The sequence below is a fragment of the Pseudomonas sp. KBS0707 genome (assembly GCF_005937945.2).
GTDB lineage: Bacteria > Pseudomonadota > Gammaproteobacteria > Pseudomonadales > Pseudomonadaceae > Aquipseudomonas > Aquipseudomonas amygdali.
Genome location: NZ_CP041754.1, coordinates 663,154 through 683,521, shown reverse-complemented (window position 1 = coordinate 683,521; position 20,368 = coordinate 663,154). Strand labels below are relative to the sequence as shown.

The window sequence follows — 20,368 nt, the reverse complement described above, 5'->3', positions numbered from 1 at the left end:
GCGCAAATCTATGACGCGGAGCGTCACCCAAGGCATTTCCACGCTGGAGCATGAGGAACGATAGCTATCTAACTACCAGAGCAGCAAGCCTGCTCAACCCTCGGCAGGCTGCGACGCCAGGGCAACGGCGCGGAACATGGCGCGGCGTTTGTTCAGGGTTTCTTCCCATTCCAGCACTGGCACGGAGTCGGCGACAATGCCGCCACCGGCCTGTACATGCAGCTCACCGTTCTTGATTACCGCAGTCCGAATCGCAATCGCCGTGTCCATGTTGCCGTTCCAGGCCAGATAACCGACTGCCCCGCCATAGACGCCGCGCTTGACCGGCTCCAGCTCATCGATGATTTCCATGGCGCGGATCTTCGGTGCTCCGGACAGGGTGCCGGCCGGCAGAATCGCCCGCAGTGCGTCCATTGCCGTCAGCCCGTTTTTCAATTGACCGGTGACGTTGGAAACAATGTGCATCACGTTGGAATAACGCTCGATAACCATCTTCTCGGTCAGTTTGACCGTACCGATCTCGGACACCCGCCCAACGTCATTACGGCCCAGATCGATGAGCATCAGGTGCTCGGCGATTTCCTTGTGATCGGACAGCAGGTCTTCTTCCAGCGCAAGATCGGCCTCTTCGGTGGCACCGCGAGGGCGAGTACCGGCGATTGGACGCACCGTAATCAGGTTGTCCTCGACCCGTACCAGCACTTCCGGCGAACTGCCGACGACATGGAAGTCGCCGAAGTTGAAGAAGTACATGTAAGGCGTCGGGTTGAAGCAGCGCAGCGCCCGATACAGATCGATGGGCGCGGCCTTGAAATCGATGGACATGCGTTGCGACGGCACAACCTGCATGACGTCACCCGCGAGGATGTACTGCTTGATCGTGTCGACCGCAGCCTCGTAATCATCCTGAGTAAAGCTGGAGCGAAACACCGGGTCGGCAGCCGGAGGCCGGTCCAGATCAAGACCGCGGCGCGGCGTGATCGGCTGACGCAGCTTGTGCTTCAGTTCATCGAGCTGCGCGACGCCACGTGCGTAGGCATCCTGCTGCGCCGGATCGACCAGCACGATGGCGTGCATCTTGCCCGCCAGGTTGTCGAACACCACGACCGCGTCAGACACCATCAACAGGATATCCGGCACGCCCAGCGGGTCCGGGTTCGGGCAGTTGGCCAGACGCTTCTCGACATAACGCACACAGTCGTAGCCAAAGTAGCCCACCAGCCCGCCGTTGAAGCGTGGCAGCCCGGCAATCGTCGGTACGTTGTAACGCGCCTTGAAGGTCTCGACGAAGTCCAGCGGGTCTTCGACATCCAGGCTTTCGATCTCGACGCCATCGTGGGTCACGCTGACGTGATGGCCATGAACGCGCATCACGGTGCGGCATGGCAGGCCGATGATCGAATAACGCCCCCACTTCTCGCCGCCCTGAACCGACTCCAGCAAGTAGGAGTTGGGCTGATCGGCAAGCTTGAGGTAGATCGACAGCGGCGTATCGAAGTCGGCCAGGGTTTCGCGGGCAAGCGGGATGCGGTTGTAGCCTTCGGCGGCCAAACGCAGGAATTCTTCACGGTTCATGAGCAACCTCGTGGTTTGAGGAAAAACGGTCAGTCAGGCAAACGTGCCGGCAGGCCGGCCAGGATCAGGTCAGGCGCGCCAACGCCAGCGGGCCAGGGCCTTGATGACTTTCATCCAGAGCTTGCGAGTGACCACCACGATGGATTCTCTTGAGGAGGGACTGTTGATGTCGGGCAACAGTATCTCAGCGTCCATGTCCAGGCAACCGGGAATCAGTTTGCGCAGATCATCGATGACCATCGCCGGGTTTTCCTCGGCAATCGGCCGCCCATGGTTGTAGCCATAACTCAACGCGACGCAGGCCACACCGGCCGCCTTGGCAGCCTGTACATCACTGCGCGAATCGCCAACGAACAGCGCTTGCGAGGCAGGCACACCCGCCATTTTCATTACAAAAAACAGCGCGGCAGGGTCAGGTTTTTTCTGCGGCATGGTGTCACCACCGATGATCCAGCGAAAGAAACGCCCCAGTTTCATCTCATCCAGCAGCGGCGCGACGAAGCGCTCCGGTTTGTTGGTGATGAGGGCCATTTCGACGCCCATCTTCTGCAGCCATTTCAGGGTTTCACGCACGCCGGGGTAGACCACGGTGAACTCGTGCTTCTGAGCGTAGGCACGCATGAAGATCTCCAGACCCTGCTCAGCCAGTTCATCATCGACGCCACTGTGGTCGAGGTGGTTGGCCAGCGCGCGGCGTACCAGCACCGGTGCGCCATTGCCGACCCAGGCGCGGACCGACTCAAGCCCGGCTATTGGCCGGCCAAGTTCAGCCAGCATGGTATCCACCGCTACTGCCAGATCAGGGACCGAGTCCACCAGGGTCCCGTCCAGGTCGAACATGACCAGCTTGGGCAACTTGCCTGCAAACAGCTGCTCAAAGCCGCTCATGCGCGGGATGCTGCCAGTTCTGCACGCATTTTCTCGATCACTTCCCGGTAGTCCGGCGCGTTGAAAATGGCCGAACCGGCAACGAAGGTATCAGCACCTGCCGCTGCGATCTCACGGATGTTGTTGACGTTTACGCCACCGTCGATTTCCAGACGGATGTCACGGCCCGAAGCATCGATCAACGCCCGCGCTTCACGCAGCTTGTTGAGCGTGCCGGGAATGAACTTCTGCCCGCCGAAACCCGGGTTGACGCTCATGAGCAGGATCATGTCGACCTTGTCCATCACGTACTCCAGCAGGTTCAACGGCGTGGCCGGGTTGAACACCAGACCTGCCTTGCAACCGCCTTCACGGATCAGTTGCAACGAACGGTCGATGTGCTGAGTCGCTTCCGGATGAAAAGTAATGTAGATGGCACCGGCCTCGATGAAATCCCCGATGATGCGATCCACCGGGCTGACCATCAAATGCACATCGATCGGTGCAGTAACGCCATATTTGCGCAGCGCGCTGCACACCATCGGACCAATGGTCAGGTTCGGGACGTAGTGATTGTCCATCACATCGAAGTGGACAAAGTCGGCGCCGCTGGACAGCACGTTGTCGACTTCCTCGCCCAGACGGGCGAAGTCAGCGGAAAGAATCGATGGGGCAATAACGAAGGGCTGCATGACGCACCTGTTTGAGCAGAATCACGGTGCGCGGATTGTACGCCAAGCTTCGCCTGGAGCGGTAAGCCTCAAGCTGCACGCCAATGGATTCGCCTTGGCTGGCAGCTTGAAACTTGCGGCGCCCGGTTATTGAGCCGTTCGGAGTTTTTCACTGCGCCCGCGTAACCACTCCAGTACCAGCAGCAACAGCACGGAGAAGCCGATCAGCAAGGTCGCGGCGGCAGCGATGGTCGGGCTGAGGTTTTCGCGAATGCCGCTGAACATCTGCCGAGGCAAGGTCGCCTGCTCCGGCCCGGCGAGGAACAGCGTCACCACCACTTCGTCGAACGAGGTCGCGAAGGCGAACAGCGCACCGGAAATCACCCCTGGCGCAATCAATGGCAGGGTCACGCGACGGAATGCAGTCAGCGGCGATGCACCGAGGCTGGCAGCAGCGCGTACCAGATTGTGGTTGAAACCCTGCAAAGTGGCCGACACGGTAATGATCACGAACGGCACGCCCAGTACCGCGTGGACCAGAATCAGCGAGGTGTAGCTATTGCCCAGGCCCAGTGGCGCGAAGAACAGGTAACTGGCGACACCGACGATAACCACTGGCACCACCATCGGCGAAATCACCAGCGCCATGACCAGCGCCTTGCCGGGAAAGTTGCCACGGGTCAGGCCGATCGCCGCCAGCGTGCCGAAGCCCATCGCCAGCAGGGTCGCGGCCGGGGCGACGATCATGCTGTTCTTCAGCGCACGCATCCACTCGGCGGAGTTGAAGAAGTCCTGATACCACTGCAACGAGAACCCTTGCAGCGGATAGACCAGAAAGCTGCCTGAATTGAACGACAACGGCACGATGACCAGCACCGGTAACACGAGAAAGAGCAGTACCAGCGCACAGATGATGCGCAAGGCGTAATACCAGATGCGTTCAATCGACGATGTGTAGGGGTTCAACATGGTGACACTCCTCAGCTCAGACGCAGGCGGCTGGCGCCGACCAGCCAGCTATAAATCAGGTACAGCACGATGGTCGCCAACAGCAGTAACCCGCCGAGCGCGGTGGCCATGCCCCAGTTGATGCTGGTGTTGGTATAGAAGGCGACGAAGTAACTGACCATCTGGTCGTTCGGACTGCCCAGCAAGGCCGGGGTGATGTAGTAGCCGATCGACAGAATGAACACCAGCAGACAGCCTGCACCAATCCCGGCGTAGGTCTGTGGGAAGTACACGCGCCAGAAACTGGTGAACGGATGGCAGCCAAGTGAAATGGCGGCACGCATGTAGGTCGGGGAGATGTTCTTCATCACACTGTAGATCGGCAGGATCATGAACGGCAGCATGATGTGAACCATCGAGATGTATACGCCCACCCGGTTGAAGACCAGTTCCAGCGGCTTGTCGATAATGCCCATCGCCAGCAACGCGCTGTTGATCAGACCGCTCGACTGCAACAACACGATCCAGGCAGCCACACGTACCAGAATCGAGGTCCAGAACGGCAATAGCACCAGAATCATCAGCAGGTTGCTCTGCCGCGCAGGCAGACTGGCCAGCAGATAGGCCAGCGGATAAGCCAGTACCAGACAGATCGCGGTAATCACCAGGCCCATCCAGAACGTGCGGGCGAAGATGTCCAGATAGATCGCCTGGTCCGGGGTCGCCGGGGCGACTTCGCCGAGGTCATCGATACGATGGTCGACGGCCGCCAGCAGGTAATACGGCGTAACACTGCTGGTATTGCGGCGTACCGCCTGCCAGTACGCCGGGGCGCCCCAGCGCTCGTCCAGTGCTTCGAGCGCTTCTTTATAAGAGGCAGGCTCGGTCTTGAACGGCAGCGCGCGGGCGGTCTTGCTCAGCAGGCTGCGATAACCGGCCAGTTCCATGTTCAAACGCTTGGACAGATCGCCCAGCGTGGAATTCTTGCGTGTTTCGGCCAGGTCCAGGCTCATTGCCTTGTAGACCGACTCGGGCGGCAGCCCTTTTCCATCCCACTTTTGCACTTCGACCACAGTGGTCGGCAGTGCAGTCACGACTTCCGGGTTGCCGACACTCTTATAGAGCAGCGCAGCAATCGGCACCAAAAACACTAACAGCAGGAAAATCACCAGCGGAGCGATCAATGCCTGAGCCTTCCAGCGGTTGACCCGCTCGGCGCGAGCGAGACGTTGCTTCAAGTTGGGGCTGGCGCCTTCAGTCAGGGGCACGGCGATGGCCATAGCGAACTCCGGAATCTTTCAACGAGAGGGCGCTCCCTACAGCAGAGAGCGCCCGGATCTGACGTGATGCAGCCTGATTACTTGGCAGCCCAGGCAGTGAAACGCTGCTCAAGGGATTCGCCGTTGTCGGTCCAGAACGCTACGTCCATCTGCACCTGATCCTTGATGTTCTCAGGCGTGGTCGGCATGTTCTGCAGGGTTTCCTTGTCCAGCAGCTTGACCGCCTGGGTATTGGCCGAGCCGTAGGCGATATTCTGCGAATAGGTCTTCTGCTGCTCGGGGCTCAGCATGTAGGCGATGAATTTCTTCGCGGCATCGGCGTTTTTCGAACCCTTCGGGATGGCCCAGGCGTCGAAGTCGTACACGCCGCCAGTCCACACGACCTTGAGGTTGCTTTCCTTCTGCACAGCAGCGATCCGGCCGTTGTAGGCCGAGCTCATCACCACGTCACCGGAAGCGAGGTACTGCGGCGGCTGTGCGCCTGCTTCCCACCACTGAATGTTTGGCTTGAGTTCATCGAGCTTCTTGAACGCGCGGTCCTGGCCGTCTTTGCTGGCCAGCACTTTATAAACGTCTTTCGGCGCAACGCCGTCAGCCATCAGGGCGAATTCCAGGGTGTACTTGGCGCCTTTACGCAGACCGCGCTTGCCCGGGAATTTCTTGGTGTCCCAGAAATCGGCCCAGCCGTTTGGAGCTGTGGCGACCTTGTCGGCGTTGTAGGCCAGCACGGTGGACCAGACGAAGAAACCGGCACCGCAGGTGGTGATGGCGCCAGGCACGAAGTCAGCGGCATTGCCCAGCTGTTTCGGGTCCAGCTCTTCAAACATGTCCTCATCGCAACCACGGGCCAGCTCCGGCGATTCGACTTCTACCAGGTCCCAGGAAACGCTCTTGGTGTCGACCATGGTTTTGACCTTGGCCATCTCACCGTTGTATTCACCGGCGATGATCTTGCCGTTACCGGCCTTTTCCCACGGCGCGTAGAACGCCTTTTCCTGAGCGGCCTGGTTGGCACCGCCAAAGGAGATGACGGTCAGGTCGGTGGCTGCCATGGCCTGCGCGGCGCACATGAGGCCCAACGTGATGGCGGTGTTCAACATAGGTTCTTTTCTCCACGAGCAGTGTTGGTAAGCGATTGGGATGGGCGATCAGGTCGCCTCTGTTATTGCTTTTATTGATAGATCAATGCACTTGCTGCAAGGGGTCGAGCGCGCGGACGTGCTCGACTTGCCAGCCGATCGGCACGACATCGCCCACGCTGAGCGTCGGGTCCAGTTCAGCAATCGGCTGTTTGACGAAGAAGTCGTTCTTGCCGGCTACCTCCAGACGCACGCGAACGTGGTCGCCCAGGTAGATGAACTCGGCCACGCGGCCGGAAAAACGGTTTGCACAATTCTCGCTGCGACCATTGAGGTTGATGCGCTCAGGGCGGATCGACAGGGTCACCGGGCCGCCAGGCTGGCCGACGTTGATCGCCAGCGCATGTACTTTTTCGCCGCGCTCAAGCTCGACGACACAGTGGTCGCCATCCTGACTGACCAGAAGTCCGTTCAGCCGGTTGTTTTCGCCAATGAAATTGGCCACAAAGGTGTTCTTCGGCTCTTCGTACAGGCTGCGGGGCGGTGCGATCTGCTGGATCTTGCCCTGATGGAAGACGGCGACCCGGTCGGACATGGTCAGGGCTTCGCCCTGGTCGTGGGTCACGTAGACCACGGTCACACCCAGACGCTGATGCAGGTGCTTGATCTCCATCTGCATGTGCTCACGCAGCTGTTTGTCGAGCGCGCCGAGCGGTTCGTCCATCAGCACCAGTTGCGGTTCGAACACCAGCGCACGCGCCAGCGCCACGCGCTGCTGCTGGCCACCGGACAACTGCGTCGGGTAACGATGTGCAAAGGTGTCCAGCTGGACCATGCCCAGCGCCTTTTTAACTTTCTCGCCAACATCGGTCTTGCTCATGCCACGCACTGACAACGGGAACGCCAGGTTCTCGGCCACCGTCATGTGTGGAAACAATGCGTAGTTCTGGAACACCATGCCGATGTCGCGCTTGTGCGGCGGCACGTTGTTGATGGCGCGCCCGCCGAGGAGGATTTCACCAGCCGTCGGGGTCTCGAAACCGGCCAGCATCATCAGGCTTGTGGTCTTGCCCGAGCCGGACGGACCGAGCAGCGTCAGGAACTCACCCTTGCGAATATCCAGGTTAAGGTCTTTGACGATCAGTGCTTCGCCGTCGTAGCTCTTCTGCACACCACGAAAGCTGACCAGAACATCATTTGCTCCAGCGCTTGTATCGACGTCGCTCATTACCCACACCTTTGTTTTGTCTGCGTGGGCTCAAGCCTAGAGCAGCCTGAATGCCCCGCAAATCGGCAGCCGGGAGAGAATCGCCTAGGCAGGCTGGAAGGCTGGGGGTAGGGATTGCCCTACAGCGATGGCGCGATTGAGTATGTGAGTGAGCCTGATCGTTGCGCACGCCCCAGCGTGGGAATGCAGTGCGTGACGCTCTGCGTCACAAAAGAGGACGCAGAGCGTCCAGAACGGCATGCCGACGCGGAGCGTCGCACGATAGTTGTGAGTAAGGCACCGACCCGACACTCAACTGGAGTGTCGTTTTCAGACTCAGAGCAGTTTGTGCTCCATCGCGTATTTGACGAGATCGGCCAGTGAGTTGAGTTTCATTTTCTGCATCAGCCGCGCCTTGTGGGTACTGATGGTTTTGCTGCTCAGTGCCAGTTGCTGGGCGATGTCGTTAACGTTGGCGCCCTGCGCCAAGCGCTCGAACACCGAGAACTCGCGCTCCGACAACAATGAGTGCAAAGGCCGGCTATCGGTCAGGCCCACTTCAAAGACCATGCGGTCGGCGAGGTCCGGGTCGATATAGCGCCCGCCTGCCGCTACCCGACGAATTGCCGTCAGCAGCAGCGCCGGGTCGCTGTCCTTGGTGGCATAACCTGCGGCGCCGACTTTCAGCGCACGTGCCGCCATCTGTGCTTCATTGTGCATCGACAGCACCAGAATGGCGGGCGGACTGGCCAGTGCGCGAATTCGCGGAATCGCCTCAAGACCATTGACGCCGGGCATGGAAATATCCAGCAACACCACTTCGCAGGCCACATGACGCAAGGTTTCGAGCAGCTGCTCGCCATTGCTGGCCTCACCGACCACTTGCAGGTCTCTGGCCAGACCGATCAACTGCTTGATCCCTTCACGCACGATGGTGTGGTCTTCGGCTACCAAAACACGAATCACTGGCTTCGCTCCTGTGCGACGGGGTCCAACGGGATGTAGGCGCGCAAGGTTGTGCCCTCACCGGCATCGCTGTCCAGCTCCAGTCTGCCGCCGAGCATCAGCACCCGCTCGCGCATCCCGACCAGACCGAATGAAACCACCCTGCCCGACTCGACGACAAACCCCTGCCCGTCATCGGCGATGCTCATGCACATCATGCCATCCTGCAACGTCAGGCTGATTTCCACCGTGTGCGCCTGGGCGTGGCGCATGACGTTGGTCAGCGCTTCCTGGAGAATCCGGAACATGCCAGTGGCTCTGGCATCGCTAAGCACCGGGAGGTTGTCCGGCACCTGCACCAGGCAAGGGATTTGCGTGCGCGCCTCGAAACGGCGTGCCTGCCACTCGATAGCCGACGCAATGCCGGCGTCGAGAATCGGTGGCCGCAATGCCGTGGCAACATCACGCACCAGTTGAAACAGCTGAGCGATGAGACGCTTCATGCTGTCCAGTCGCTCACCAAGGCCGGGGTCCAGGTCAGCATAGGCCAGTTCGCACATTGATGTTTCCAGCTTCAGCACCGTCAGCATCTGCCCCAGCTCGTCATGCACCTCGCGAGCAATACGCGCCTTCTCTTCTTCACGCACGCTTTCCAGGTGCGCTGATAATTCACGTAACTGATCATGCGCACGGCGTCGTTCGCTGGCATCGCTGAGAAACACCACCAGGTATTCCGCCTCGTGAAAGCGCAGGAAGCTCAACGAGACATCGGCAGGCAGAAGACTACCATCAGCGCGCAGACAATGGGCCTCAAACACCTGCGGGCTGTCTTCGCGGGAACGCGCGTTCTTCCACAGGTTGAGCCAGCGGTCCATGTGCAGACCGGGCTCGAAATCAATCAACGGGCGCTCGACCACCTGTCCCGGCGCGTAGCCGAGCATGGATTCCGCCGCCCGGTTGGCGTAACGCACACGACTGTCCCAATTGACCCAAAGGATGCCGACAGTGCTCTGGTCGATGGAGAATTGCGCCAGACGCAGCGCCTCCTCCCCCTCGACGCGACGGGCGAGTTCTTCTCGCGCGCAAAGCAACTCCTGCTCCTGCGCTTGCTGCTGGCGACGCTGCCAGATCACGATGGCGAAACAGGCCAGCAACATTATCAGCAGCAGAATGCACAGGTTTTTCCAGAGCTTGGTCGACTCGATGAAATGCGATGGGGTGAGTGGCATCCAGCGCGCGTGCAGTTGCTCCAGCTCTTTGGCAGGAATCGCGCGCAACGCTTCGCTGACGATGGCGGCCAGCTCCGGCATGTCACGGCGTGAAGCCACGCGCAACAATTGCGGCAGCCCGATATCCCCCACTACCGCCAGCCCGGCAAATTCCGGCTCGCGGAGCAGGCGGCTGAGCTGCGCCTCGTCCACCACGGCATACCGTGCCTGCTGACTGAGTAACAATTGCAGCGCCTGACGCTCCAGCGGCACGCCTTGCAGGTTCAGGTGCGGAAAATTGCTGCGCAGGTAATCGGCGGCAGGGCCTGGCATGCGTACAGCAACCCGCGAAAGGCTGTCGAGTTTCTCGAGGTCCACGGCAGTGCTGCCGTCACGTTCGCCGATCAACAGTTGCGAAACACGCAGATACGGATCGGAAAACAACCACAGACGCAGGCCCGCCGGGGTCTGCATCAAACCAGGCGCAACATCGATTTCACCATTGGCCAGAGCCTTCTCAAGCGCCGCCTGATCAGGAAAGTTCCGCCACAGCAACTCGACCGGCAGCGTTGCTGCCAGCGCGTTCATCAGGTCGACGTTAGCGCCGGACAACTGCTGCAAACGCTGATCGAACTGGGCGTAAGGCGCGCGCAGTACCAGGCCAACCCGCAATGGGCCATGCTGATCGAGCCAGCTACGCTGTGCTGAACTCAACTGCGCAGGTTCAGGCGTTTGTGGCTCGTCGGCCTGCGTATTCGCCATCTGAACCATCAAGAGCAAAGCCAGGCAGCCGATAAAGCCGGTGCGCAGAAGACCAATCATCAATGTGTCGCTCTCGTGTGTTCATATGACGGCCATATGCCGCGCAGGCTCAGGCCTGACAAAAGCCGATCAACCCATTAGGCTGCCGGGATAGTTTCTGGCTTGGAATATCCGATGTCCTACACCTTTCGCGCAACGTTTCCTGCATTGTTTCTGTCATTGGTCCTGCCTTGCGCATTGCCTGTGCTCGCAGCCGATCCGGCCCCGGCCAAGGACGCGGCTGCCGAAGCGCCGGTAGAACGGGCACCGCTGCTCAGCCGCTCGCAGGAAGACGCGATAGCGCTGGAGCGTCAATTGCCTCGCGAGGATCAGCAGCAACTTCAGGCGGGTGACGAAAGCTTTCTCGCGCTCTGGAAGCCTGCAAACAGTGACGAGCCCCAGGGCGCGGTGATCATTGTGCCTGGCGACGCCGAGTCACCGGACTGGCCGGATGCCGTCGGCCCGCTGCGCAGAAAATTTCCGGATGTCGGCTGGTCAAGCCTGAGCATCACCCTGCCGGATGCGATAGACAACAGCCTGGTGCCACGCGAGCCCGACGCCGCCTCGACCGACGCGAACGCTGCCAAACCCAAGGAATCCCCCAAGGACGCCAGTGCGAAAGCGCAAGACCCGGCAGCTGAAGCCGAGGCTCTGGCTGCCGCAGCAACCGCAAAGGCAGCTGCCGACGAGGAACTCAACAAGGCTCAGGCCGAGCGCATCTTAGCGCGGATCGAAAGCGCGATCAGCTTTGCGCAGCAGAACAAGGCTCGCAGCATCGTATTGATCGGCCATAGCAGCGGTGCCTATTGGGCAGCCAGATTCCTCAATGAACGCACATCGCCTGCCGTGCAGAAGCTGGTGATGCTTGCTGCGCGCGAGCCGGTCAATGCTGCGCCTTCGCTGCTGGACATGGTGCCTCAGCTGAAAATAAAGACCGCTGACTTCATCTACAAAAACTCGCCGGACCAGGCCGCCAAAGCACGTCTGCAGGCCAGCAAACGCGCCAAAGGCCCCGGTTTTACGCAGATTGGTCTGATCAATATCGTGGGCAATGAAGATACCGAGCAAGAACAACTGTTCCGCAGGGTTCGTGGCTGGATAGACGCCAAGGAAGAAAAATAAGCTTCACCCCGAGCGCCCGACGCACAGCAGGCTCAGTTGAACCCGCGTCGGGCCTTTACCACCCGATAGGCGTTATGCAGCTGACTGGTCTTGTCGGTCGCCACCCGTACTTGCTGAGGGTTGGCGCCCGAACCGGCAACCTTGTCAGGGTGATGCCGACTGAGCAGCCGACGGTAGGCGCGCTTGATGCTTAAAGGATCGGTGTCCGGTTTTATTCCCAGAAGCGTCATCGCGCTTTTGTAGTCATCACCGCTACTGACCGGCGAACGCTTCATCGGGTCGTGATCGGCAGCCAGCGCTTCGACTTGTGGTCCTGTCCAGCCCAGCCACATGCCCCATACTCCGATCAGCTCGCGCTCGACCCGGGAAGCCTTGCCATCCGCCCAGGCCATGCGCCAGCACGCACGCAACAACTCCTCGGCGGTGTCCGGCTGCCCGTGCAGACCGCGCAAATAACTGCGCAGGCCATCGGCACCGTCACGACCGCGTTTGAAGGCGTTGATGGCGCGCAACTGATCCGCCTCGTTCAGGTTCAGACGGCGCATTTCGGTACGGGCCTGATTAATATGACTGGCCAGGACACGTCCGTCACTCTTGGCCAGACGGCCCAGCAACACAAACAGCAGCCCATCGGCGGGTATCGCCGCCCGCCCGCCCAGACGCTCGCGCAGATGCGCCCAGCTCTGCAGCTTCAGGCGACGATCCAGCGCCTGCCCCAATAGAGCACCCAGCATTGCGCCCGGGATGCTGGCAATTGCATAGCCGACACCCGCGCCGATCAATGTGCCAGGCCAAAGCATTCAGCGGGTCTCCGCAAGCAACTGCTCGACTTCAGCCAGACGCTCGTGCGTGCCGACATCGACCCACCGCCCTCTGTGGTGCTCTCCCGTTACCAGGCCTTGATGCATGGCCTCACGCAACAACGGCGCAAGCTTGAACGCACCGGGCTCACAGTTGGCAAACAACTGTGGATGCAGGATAGCGATACCGCTGTAGGTCAGCCGCTGGCCTGCCGAATCGTCATCGCGTACCTGACCGTCGACCAACGAGAAATCGCCAGTGGGGTGATGTGCCGGGTTATCGACCAGCACCAGATGCGCGAGACCGGCTAGCGGCACGCGCAAAGCGCTGAAGTCATAGTCCGTCCAGATATCCCCATTGATCACCACAAACGGCTCAACGCCCAGCAATGGCAAGGCCCGATGAATCCCGCCGCCTGTTTCCAGCGGCTGGCCTTCGGGGGAATAACGGATGCTCAGGTCGAAACGCTGACCGTCGCCCAGATAATCCTCGATCTGCTGCCCCAGCCAGGCATGGTTGATGACCAGCTGGTGAAACCCGGCTGCGCGCAAGGCGTTCAGGTGGTGCTCGATCAACGGCATCCCCCCGGCACGCACCAACGGTTTGGGCGTGTGCAGGGTCAACGGGCGCATTCGCTCGCCTCTACCGGCGGCGAGAATCATGGCTTTCATGCAGTCCTCTTCAACACAATCAGGTTTCTTTCAAAATAGCCATTTTCAGGCCGTCGCTGGCGTATCAGACAGCGGTCTCTACCGGTTGCTGCAGACTGGTGAGCAACTGCCCGAGTTGAGCCAGCTCGGGGCGACGCGACAAAACTGCCTCTATATAAGCGAAAAAGCGCGGGACGTCTTGCAGATAACGCGGTTTTCCATCGCGGTGGCAGATGCGGGCAAAAATACCGATCACCTTCAAATGGCGCTGAACACCCATCAGATCACTGGCGCGCTCAAAGGCTGCAAAATCTTCCTGCACCGGGATACCAACGGCACGCGCCTGATCCCAGTAGATTCTGAGCCAGTCGCTGACGCGTTCTTGTGGCCAGCTCAGGAACGCGTCCTTGAACAGACAGGTCACGTCATAGGTGACCGGGCCGTAGACAGCGTCCTGAAAATCCAGCACGCCTGGATTGGGCTCGCTGATCATCAGGTTTCGCGGCATGTAGTCGCGATGCACCAGCACTTTGGGCTGCGCCAGAGCGCTGTTGATCAACAACTCGCTGGCCTGCCGCCAATCGCTCAGTTGCGCCTCGTCCATCTCGATACCCAGGTGGCGCTTTACGTACCACTCGGGGAAAAGCTCCAGCTCACGACGCAGCAACGCGACGTCATAGCTGGGCAGCGGCGCGTCCATCGGCAATTGCTGATAGGCCAGCAGCGCCTGGATTGCATCGGCGAACAAGGCATCGGAATTGTCAGCGTCAATCACATCCAGATAGGTCTGACGGCCAAGATCATTGAGCAGCAAAAAGCCTTGCGTCAGGTCTTCGGCATAAATTTCTGGAACATTAATGCCCGACTTTTTCAGTAAATGAGCGATATCCACAAACGGTTTGCAGTTTTCCTGCGGTGGCGGAGCGTCCATCACAATAAAAGTTCGGCCAGCGCCCTCCCAGCGAAAATAACGACGAAAACTTGCGTCACTACTGGCCGCAGTCAATGTAGCCGGGGGTACAGCGCCCCAATTTTGCGCCGCAAACAGCGCTGGCAACTGCTCATCGAGCCAAACTTTCAGGGATTGCAGGCGTATATCTTGATCTGACATTACAAGGGTCTCCGACGGCGCTAGCCGTCAAGCGGGTCATGCTTTATTATCCGGAATCTTTTTCAGCCCATCGAGAGGCGTGCGGCCCCCCCGCGGGCAGATGGCGCGCAGGAAGCCCGGACTAATAAGATGGCATTGAAATCCCCCGCGTTTCGTAAAAAATTTCCGTTGCTCGTAACCGGCAGTCTGCTGGCGATGCAACCTCTGGCCACTCAGTTCGTGGTCGCCGCGGAACAGTATGACTGCTCAGTCTCTGCTTCGGGTGCCTGGAACTGTGCGCCGAAATCCAATGCTGCTGCAGTGGACCTGCCTCCGCGCCCCGTGCATGACACGACGTCGGTCAGTTCCAACGGCACAGTCACCTCGCAAAGCACCTCTTCGGGTGAGCAGGTTGCGGGTACGCAACTGGTTACCGAAGCCAAGGGCAAAGGTCTCAGGTCGCGTAGTGCTGACTACAGCCACCTTGATTGGGTTCCTCGTGAAAAGCTCACCGCAGCACAACTGGCCGAAACCGGCCCGTATTGCTCGGGTGCTTACGTCGAGCCAATCCGCCCTGGCATGGACGACAAGACGCCGATGAAAGACGCGCCTATGTTCGTGGGTGCCAAGGCTTCGCGTTACGAACAGGAAGCGCAGGTCGCGACGCTGGCAGGTGATGTCGTGTTGCGCCAGGGCAGCATGCAGGTACAGGCTCAAGAGGCAGCACTGCATCAGGCCGAAAACCGTGGCGAGCTGAACGGCGATGTCCGTCTGCGCGACAACGGCGCGCTGATCGTCGGTGACAAGGCCGAGCTGCAACTCGATACCGGCGAAGCCCGTGTCGACAATGCCGAGTACGTCCTGCACAAGTCGAACATTCGCGGTAACGCCCTGTATGCCAAGCGTGCAGAGAACGCGATCATCCGGCTCAAGGACGGCACCTACACCACCTGCGAGCCGAACAGTAACGCATGGACGCTCAAGGGCAACAACATCACGCTGAACCCGGCCACCGGCTTTGGTACAGCGACCAACGTTACCCTGCGGGTCAAGGACATTCCGGTTCTGTACACGCCGTATATCTACTTCCCGATCGACGACCGTCGCCAGTCCGGCTTCCTGCCGCCGACCATTGCGGCAGGCGGCGATAACGGTTTCACGCTCGTTACTCCGTACTACTTCAACCTGGCACCGAACTACGACGCCACGTTGTACCCGCGTTACATGGCTGACCGCGGCCTGCTGATGGAAGGCGAGTTCCGCTACCTGACCAAAGGCAGCGAAGGCCAGTTTGGCGGCGCGTACCTGAACGACGAGAATGACGACCGCAAGCTGCAGTCGGACTACGACAAGACTCGCTGGATGATCAACTGGCAGCACAAGGGCGGACTTGATACGCGCTGGCTGACCCAGGTTGATTACACCGACATCAGCGACCCGTATTACTTCCAGGATCTGGAAACCGATCAGATCGGCGTTAAACGGACTGACTTCCTCAACCAGCAGGGCTCTTTGACCTACCGTGGCGACAGCTACGCGGCAACGCTCAACGCTCAGGCTTACAAGCTGGCTACGGTTGCCAACATTACGCCTTACAACCGCCTCCCGCAGTTGACGCTTAACGGTACGTTGCCTTACAACCCGGGCGGGCTGAAGTTTGATTATCAGACTGAAGCCGTTCGCTTCGAACGTGACCTGCGCAGCGGCGCGTTCATTGATGAAGATGGCAACTCCGAGACACGCCTGGACAACAACATCTCCGGCCTTGCCCGGGCAAACGGGGACCGCCTGAATCTGGCGCCGTCCGTAAGCCTGCCAATGAACTGGACCTATGGTTTCCTGACACCGAAGCTCAAGTACGTCTACACCCAGTACGCGTTGGACCTGGACAGTCAGGGCAAAAGCTCGCTTCTGGCTGGCGAGGAATACAGCAGTAGTCAAAGCCGCAGCGTGCCGATCTTCAGCGTCGACAGCGGCCTGTACTTCGACCGTAACACCAACTGGTTCGGCAAGGATTACCGTCAGACCCTGGAACCGCGCCTGTTCTATCTCTATGTACCTGAGAAAGACCAGACCGACATCCCGGTATTCGACACCAGCGAAAGCACGTTCAACTATGCCTCGCTGTTCCGTGACAACCGCTTCACCGGTTCCGACCGCATCGGCGACGAGAACAAGCTGTCGCTGGGTATCACCAACCGCTGGATCGAAGACAACGGCTTTGAACGTCAACGCTTCAGCATCGGCCAGGCGCTGTATTTCGAAGACCGCAAGGTGCAATTGCCTGGCGTAGTGTTCGCTGATCGTGATGATGCGCGTGCCAACGTTTCGCCTTACGCACTGGAATACGAATACCGCTTCAACCGCGACTGGCGCTTCAACTCCGATTTCAACTGGGATCCGGACAGCAAGAGCACCCGTTCGGGCAGCGCAATGTTCCATTACCAGCCTGAAGACAACCCGAACAAGATCGTCAACCTCGGCTATCGCTATCGCAACGACCAGATTCGTTACGACGAAAGCACTGGCCGCTGGATCGTGGGGGGTGGCGACTACGGACGTCCGGGTGATGCCAACTACGTGAAGGACTACTACAAGATCCAGCAGCACGATTTCTCGGTCATCTGGCCAATCGTGCCGCAGTGGAGCCTGATCAGCCGCTGGCAGTATGACTACAACCGTGAGCGCACCATCGAAGCTTTCGGCGGGTTCGAGTACGACAACTGCTGCTGGAAAATGCGTCTGGTCAACCGCTATTGGGTCGACTACGACGAGTTCAGTCAGGCAGCGCCTCAGAACGAGAAAGGCGACCGCGGCATATTCCTACAAATCGTGTTGAAGGGGCTCGGCGGTGTAACTGGCGCCAAGGTAGACAGCTTCCTCGACAAAGGCATTCAAGGTTATCGTGAACGTGAAGACCAAGCTTTCTGATTGTCTGCGCCCGCTGATGCTGGGCGCGTTACTCCTGAGCGGTGCAGTGCATGCTGCGGTTCAACCTCTGGAAAGTGTCGTGGCTATCGTCGACAACGATGTGATCATGAAAAGCCAGATGGACCAGCGTGTACGTGAAGTTCAGCAGACCATTGCCAAGCGTGGCTCTGGTGTACCGCCTGCAGAAGCCCTGCAACCACAGGTTCTGGATCGTCTGATCCTGGAAAACCTGCAGTTGCAGATGGGCGAACGCTCTGGCATTCGCGTCTCAGACAACGAGTTGAATCAGGCCATTGGCACCATTGCCCAGCGCAACAACATGAGCGTGGAGCAGTTCCGCGCCGCGCTGGCTCATGACGGTTTGTCCTATAACGATGCACGCGAGCAGGTGCGCCGGGAAATGATCATCAGCCGTGTGCGTCAGCGCCGGGTGGCCGAACGTATCCAGGTATCCCAGCAGGAAGTGAAAAACTTCCTCGCCTCCGATCAGGGCAAGGCTCAGTTGTCTGAAGAGTTCCACCTGGCCAACATCCTGATCGCCACGCCTGACAGCGCCTCTTCGGATGCCATCCAGGCTGCAGCGGTCAAAGCCAAGGGCATTTATGACCAACTGAAGAAAGGTGCTGACTTCACCCGACTCGCAGCAACCACCTCCTCCAGCGAAAATGCACTGGAAGGCGGCGACATGGGCTGGCGCAAGGCTGCGCAACTGCCACCGCCGTTCGGTGACATGCTCAGCGCGATGCCTGTCGGCGACGTGACGCCTCCAGCGCGCACGCCGGGCGGTTTCATCATCCTCAAGTTACTGGAAAAACGTGGCGGCCAGGGGCAGGCACAAATGCGTGATGAAGTGCATGTGCGTCATATCCTGATCAAACCAAGCGAAATCCGTAACGAAGAAGAAACCAAGCGTCTTGCCGAGAAAATCTACGACCGCATCCAGAATGGCGAAGACTTCGCCGAACTGGCAAAAAGCTTTTCGGAGGATCCAGGCTCGGCACTTAATGGCGGCGATCTGAACTGGGTTGATCCGAACTCTCTGGTTCCGGAGTTCCGTCAGGTCATGAACGAAACGCCACAAGGCGAATTGTCCAAACCGTTCAAGACCGCTTATGGCTGGCACGTTCTGGAAGTTCTCGGTCGCCGCTCCACGGATGCTACCGATCAGGCGCGTGAACAACAGGCGTTGAACGTACTGCGTAACCGCAAGTACGACGAAGAGCTGCAAACCTGGCTGCGTCAGATCCGTGACGAAGCCTACGTTGAAATCAAACTCCCTGGCGCGACCCAGGCTGCGCAGTGAAACCCAAGCGTTTCGCCCTGACACCCGGCGAGCCGGCCGGCATAGGCCCTGACCTTTGCCTGCTGCTCGCCACGCAGCCTCAGCCATACCCCCTGATCGCCATCACCAGCCGTGACCTGCTCCTTGAGCGGGCCGCGCAACTGGGTGTGGCGGTCAGTCTGCTTGACGTCACCCCTGATACGCTTCCCGACCTGCCTGCGCCTGCCGGCAGTTTGTACGTCTGGGATACGCCCCTGGCAGCCGCGGTAGAAACCGGCGTGCTGAACAAGGCCAATGCAGCATTCGTACTGCAAACCCTGACTCGCGCTGGCCAAGGCTGTCTCGACGGGCTGTTCAGCGGCATGATTACTGCCCCGGTGCACAAAGGCGTCATCAACGACGGCGGCATCGCTTTTTCCGGACACACCGAATTTCTTGCCGAACTGACCCACACTGAACAGGTGGTGATGATGCTGGCGACCGGCGACCTGCGCGTGGCACTGGTGACCACGCACCTGCCGTTGCGCGAAGTAGCTGATGCCATCACGCCAGACCGACTGGAGCGAGTGACACGCATCCTGCATGCCGATCTGGTGAACAAATTCGGCATTGCCCGCCCGCGTATTCTGGTCTGCGGCCTCAACCCTCATGCTGGCGAAAGCGGGCATCTGGGCCGTGAAGAAATCGACATCATCGAACCGACTCTGGAGCGCCTGCGCAGCGAGGGCCTGGACTTACGCGGCCCACTGCCTGCCGACACTCTGTTTACCCCCAAATATCTGGAGCACTGCGACGCAGTGCTGGCGATGTACCACGATCAAGGCTTGCCCGTGCTGAAATACAAAGGTTTCGGCGCAGCAGTCAATGTGACGCTCGGCCTGCCAATCATCCGCACCTCTGTCGATCATGGCACGGCGCTGGACCTGGCCGGCACCGCAAACATCGACACCGGCAGCCTGCACGTTGCACTGCAAACCGCCTACCAGATGGCCGAGACCCATTCATGACCGAGCAATACCAACACCGGGCGCGCAAGCGTTTCGGTCAGAACTTCCTGCACGACGCAGGCGTTATCGACAAAATCCTGCGCGCCATTCGTGCCAAACCTGAAGACCGGCTGCTGGAAATCGGACCGGGCCAGGGCGCGCTGACCGAAGGGCTGCTCAACAGCGGCGCACAGCTGGACGTGGTCGAGCTGGACAAGGACCTGATCCCGATCCTCACCGGCCAGTTCGGCAACAAGCCAAATTTCAACCTGCATCAGGGTGATGCACTGAAGTTCGACTTCAACAGCCTGGGCGCCGAACCGCGCAGCCTGCGTGTCGTGGGCAACCTGCCGTACAACATCTCGACGCCGTTGATTTTTCATCTGTTGCAAAACGCCAGCCTGATCCGCGACATGCACTTCATGTTGCAGAAGGAGGTGGTCGAGCGCATGGCTGCCGGTCCCGGCGGCGGTGACTGGGGTCGCCTGTCGATCATGGTCCAGTACCATTGCCGCGTGGAGCATCTGTTCAACGTAGGGCCGGGGGCGTTCAACCCGCCGCCGAAAGTGGACTCGGCCATTGTGCGTCTCGTCCCTTACGAAACATTGCCGCACCCTGCCAAGGATCACCGCGTGCTGGAGCGGGTCGTGCGCGAAGCGTTCAACCAGCGTCGCAAGACCCTGCGCAATACACTCAAATTATTGCTGAGCAGTGACGAAATTACCGCTTCCGGAGTAGACGGCAGTCTGCGTCCCGAGCAACTCGACCTGGCTGCATTCGTCCGCCTGGCAGACACTCTCAGCGAAAAAGTTGTGACAGAGTGAACCCTGAGGACAAGTAAACGGCACTGCCAGTCGTCATTTCCCGCTTACTTGTCCTAGACTTGTCTACCTGCCGCACACGCCCTTTTTTCGCTATGGATTTC

At 59.6% G+C, this 20,368-nt stretch carries 17 protein-coding genes; 5 read left to right on the top strand and 12 right to left on the bottom strand.

Translation table 11 applies throughout. From position 1 onward, the window contains the following. Window positions 1-93: 93 nt before the first annotated feature. The 9 genes from trpE to FFH21_RS03145 form a co-directional block, all read right to left on the bottom strand. A complete protein-coding gene (trpE, locus tag FFH21_RS03190; RefSeq protein WP_011167608.1) occupies window positions 94-1,575 on the bottom strand; it encodes an anthranilate synthase component I in 1,482 nt (493 codons plus the stop codon). Window positions 1,576-1,644: 69 nt separating this feature from the next. Beyond that, entirely contained in the window at window positions 1,645-2,463 is an 819-nt protein-coding gene (locus FFH21_RS03185; protein WP_041924419.1) for a phosphoglycolate phosphatase, read from the bottom strand. Continuing rightward, window positions 2,460-3,134 carry a ribulose-phosphate 3-epimerase gene (gene rpe / locus FFH21_RS03180; RefSeq protein WP_004660148.1) on the bottom strand — a complete coding sequence of 225 codons (675 nt, stop codon included), beginning with the start codon at window positions 3,132-3,134 and terminating at the stop codon, window positions 2,460-2,462. The genes FFH21_RS03185 and rpe overlap by 4 nt, the downstream gene beginning before the upstream one ends. A 126-nt stretch (window positions 3,135-3,260) precedes the next feature. Further along, the gene (locus tag FFH21_RS03175) at window positions 3,261-4,082 is read right to left on the bottom strand and encodes an ABC transporter permease (RefSeq protein WP_011167606.1); all 822 of its coding nucleotides are present in this window, start codon (window positions 4,080-4,082) and stop codon (window positions 3,261-3,263) included. 11 nt (window positions 4,083-4,093) lie between these two features. Further along, complete coding sequence (locus FFH21_RS03170) at window positions 4,094-5,341, bottom strand: ABC transporter permease (RefSeq protein WP_011167605.1); 1,248 nt, start codon at window positions 5,339-5,341, stop codon at window positions 4,094-4,096. Between the two features lie 77 nt (window positions 5,342-5,418). Continuing rightward, complete coding sequence (locus FFH21_RS03165) at window positions 5,419-6,441, bottom strand: polyamine ABC transporter substrate-binding protein (protein ID WP_011167604.1); 1,023 nt, start codon at window positions 6,439-6,441, stop codon at window positions 5,419-5,421. Between the two features lie 82 nt (window positions 6,442-6,523). After that, on the bottom strand, window positions 6,524-7,648 hold the full coding sequence (locus FFH21_RS03160) for an ABC transporter ATP-binding protein (protein WP_011167603.1): 1,125 nt from the start codon (window positions 7,646-7,648) through the stop codon (window positions 6,524-6,526). A 315-nt stretch (window positions 7,649-7,963) separates the two neighbouring features. Next, window positions 7,964-8,593, bottom strand: a complete 630-nt coding sequence (locus tag FFH21_RS03150) for a response regulator transcription factor (protein ID WP_004660136.1) — start codon at window positions 8,591-8,593, stop codon at window positions 7,964-7,966. Continuing rightward, entirely contained in the window at window positions 8,590-10,602 is a 2,013-nt protein-coding gene (locus FFH21_RS03145) for a histidine kinase (RefSeq protein WP_011167602.1), read from the bottom strand. The genes FFH21_RS03150 and FFH21_RS03145 overlap by 4 nt, the downstream gene beginning before the upstream one ends. A 114-nt stretch (window positions 10,603-10,716) precedes the next feature. On the opposite strand from FFH21_RS03145, the gene FFH21_RS03140 reads away from it, so the two are divergent. After that, entirely contained in the window at window positions 10,717-11,703 is a 987-nt protein-coding gene (locus FFH21_RS03140) for an alpha/beta hydrolase family protein (protein ID WP_019741163.1), read from the top strand. A 32-nt stretch (window positions 11,704-11,735) separates the two neighbouring features. Here the strand turns inward: FFH21_RS03140 and FFH21_RS03135 are convergent, their stop codons facing one another. The 3 genes from FFH21_RS03135 to FFH21_RS03125 all read right to left on the bottom strand — a co-directional run bounded on the left by FFH21_RS03135 (window position 11,736) and on the right by FFH21_RS03125 (window position 14,265). Next, entirely contained in the window at window positions 11,736-12,503 is a 768-nt protein-coding gene (locus FFH21_RS03135; RefSeq protein ID WP_004660130.1) for a TerB family tellurite resistance protein, read from the bottom strand. Next, entirely contained in the window at window positions 12,504-13,175 is a 672-nt protein-coding gene (murU, locus tag FFH21_RS03130; RefSeq protein ID WP_011167600.1) for an N-acetylmuramate alpha-1-phosphate uridylyltransferase MurU, read from the bottom strand. It abuts the gene before it with no gap. 64 nt (window positions 13,176-13,239) lie between these two features. After that, entirely contained in the window at window positions 13,240-14,265 is a 1,026-nt protein-coding gene (locus tag FFH21_RS03125) for an aminoglycoside phosphotransferase family protein (RefSeq protein WP_004660128.1), read from the bottom strand. Between the two features lie 129 nt (window positions 14,266-14,394). Here FFH21_RS03125 and FFH21_RS03120 point away from each other — a divergent pair, with 129 nt between their 5' ends. Genes FFH21_RS03120 through rsmA form a run of 4 tightly spaced genes read left to right on the top strand, consistent with a single transcriptional unit; the run spans window position 14,395 to window position 20,267 of the window. Further along, window positions 14,395-17,175 (top strand): LPS-assembly protein LptD, encoded by a 2,781-nt coding sequence (locus tag FFH21_RS03120; protein ID WP_019741166.1) that lies wholly within the window; start codon window positions 14,395-14,397, stop codon window positions 17,173-17,175. Next, entirely contained in the window at window positions 17,156-18,478 is a 1,323-nt protein-coding gene (locus FFH21_RS03115; RefSeq protein ID WP_011167598.1) for a peptidylprolyl isomerase, read from the top strand. The genes FFH21_RS03120 and FFH21_RS03115 overlap by 20 nt, the downstream gene beginning before the upstream one ends. Next, on the top strand, window positions 18,475-19,464 hold the full coding sequence (pdxA, locus tag FFH21_RS03110; protein ID WP_004663773.1) for a 4-hydroxythreonine-4-phosphate dehydrogenase PdxA: 990 nt from the start codon (window positions 18,475-18,477) through the stop codon (window positions 19,462-19,464). The genes FFH21_RS03115 and pdxA overlap by 4 nt, the downstream gene beginning before the upstream one ends. Next, window positions 19,461-20,267, top strand: a complete 807-nt coding sequence (gene rsmA / locus FFH21_RS03105) for a 16S rRNA (adenine(1518)-N(6)/adenine(1519)-N(6))-dimethyltransferase RsmA (RefSeq protein WP_004660123.1) — start codon at window positions 19,461-19,463, stop codon at window positions 20,265-20,267. Before pdxA ends, rsmA begins: the two co-directional genes overlap by 4 nt. Window positions 20,268-20,368 lie beyond the last annotated feature (101 nt).